Source organism: Stieleria sp. (assembly GCF_041595215.1).
Classification (GTDB): Bacteria; Planctomycetota; Planctomycetia; order Pirellulales; family Pirellulaceae; genus Stieleria; species Stieleria magnilauensis.
Genome location: NZ_JBFHKV010001461.1, coordinates 1 through 1,632, shown reverse-complemented (window position 1 = coordinate 1,632; position 1,632 = coordinate 1). Strand labels below are relative to the sequence as shown.

The 1,632-nt window shown below is 61.0% G+C and carries 2 protein-coding genes; one reads left to right on the top strand and one right to left on the bottom strand.

Features of this window, described 5'->3' with window-relative positions; all coding sequences use genetic code 11:
* Positions 1–833 (bottom strand): efflux RND transporter periplasmic adaptor subunit (locus ABX749_RS32100; RefSeq protein WP_372899629.1); only part of this gene is annotated, 833 nt, incomplete at its 3' end.
* 481 nt (positions 834–1,314) lie between these two features.
* Here ABX749_RS32100 and ABX749_RS32095 point away from each other — a divergent pair.
* A partial coding sequence (locus ABX749_RS32095) for a hypothetical protein (RefSeq protein WP_372899628.1) occupies positions 1,315–1,632 on the top strand: 318 nt, incomplete at its 3' end.

The following is a 1,632-nucleotide window of genomic DNA, read 5'->3' as shown; positions in this document are numbered from 1 at the left end:
CACGCCAAATTCAGTTGACGATCGGCCTGCGACAACCCGGCTTCGGCTTGCAGTTTTGCTTGTTCGGCGTCGAAGGTTGCTTGATCGCGAGCGGTTCGGAACGCCGTTTCGGCCAGTTGTCGCTCGCCCTCGCGTTCACGGGCCGTCCGTCCTGAAACCGATCCGGATTTGACCAAGGGCTGAATCTTGGCGATCAAAGTATCGGCCAACTTCATTTTCGCGTAGCTCGACAAGATGGCCTGGCGGTAGCTGCCCAAGGCCTCGTCGGCAAACGCGGCTTCGATCACCTCAACGGTTTCACCCCGATCGAGCATCTCCGAGAGCAGCTGCAGGTTTTTGGACAATGTCGTTTCACGTGTCAGCACCTGCCGAGCGATCTCACGCTCTTTCTGGCGCTTCAAGATTTCGGCGCGTGCTTGTCCGATTTCGGGGCTGCGCAAGACGGCGATCAGCTGACCGCTGGCGACGGGGTCACCGGGGGTCACCAAGATCTCCGACAGAATCCCATCCATCGGGGCCTTCACATCGACGTGCCGGGTTTGGTCGTAACGCAATCGGCCCGGGACGGTGTGAACATGTTGAACCATTTGCTGCTGGGCCGGAATGGTTTCGATCCGCGCGACCGCCAGCTTCCCCTCGGGCAGGATCACGGTGTCCGGATCCACAGGTTCCTGGACCTGCTCGGATTGTGTTTCGGTCGCCGCGGGGTTGTTGATCTTGTGGATCGCCAGCCAGCCCCCGGCCATGACGACCAAGACCAGCAGTGTGGGAAGCCCCTGCGAGAGTGTGTGCAAGAGATTCGGCTTGGCGACGGGGCTCGTTGGATCGGACATCGCGGGGAGCATTCGGAAGATTGGGATTCGGGTCTTGCCGAAACCCAGAAGCACGCACCGTGCCAGAGTGCACCGGGAGCGAGAAGACGAGGTTTTGGGGCCGTTTGGGTCGGGCGGGAGTAGCCACGGCCGGCCAATGCACAGAGATTCGCCACGGCAGTGGACAGTTTCTGTCCACCGCGGCGAGTAGCGACCGCGGGTGTTGGTCCGACCACGGCTGCGAAACCTGTCGCTCTCGATGGGACCGATACGTCCAATGTGTCCGATGCGTCCCATTCGTCCCACTGGATGGTCATTGCCTCGCCGAGCAACCCGCACTGAATACCAAAGCCTCAGTCGATCGCTTCGACCGAGGCGCGGAGTGGAAGCAATCGATGGTTTCGGGTACTCTTGGCCTGGAACCAGGGATCGGGCCGGCGATCGGTCGTCGCTCAGGATCGGCACGTCAGGGTTGGGGATCACAGGAGCTTAAGGAGCATTCATGTTCGACGCGGCAGAGCTGGGGCAACGTGTTAGCCAGCGAGAATTCAAGGAACGGGAGCTCGAGCTGCGGACCAAACTGCTGACCTTGCAGTTTCGCACGGGCGAGTTGGCGCGATTCCCCGTGTTGATCGACTTCGCCGGCGTGGAAGGGGCTGGCAAGACCACTGCGATCAATATGCTCAACATGTGGATGGATCCGCGTTGGATCCGGACGATCGGGTACCAGAAACCGACGCACGTCGAAGCGGCACGCCCGCGGTTTTGGCGTTACTGGCGCGACATGCCACCCAAAGGCCGCATCGGCTTGTACCTCAGT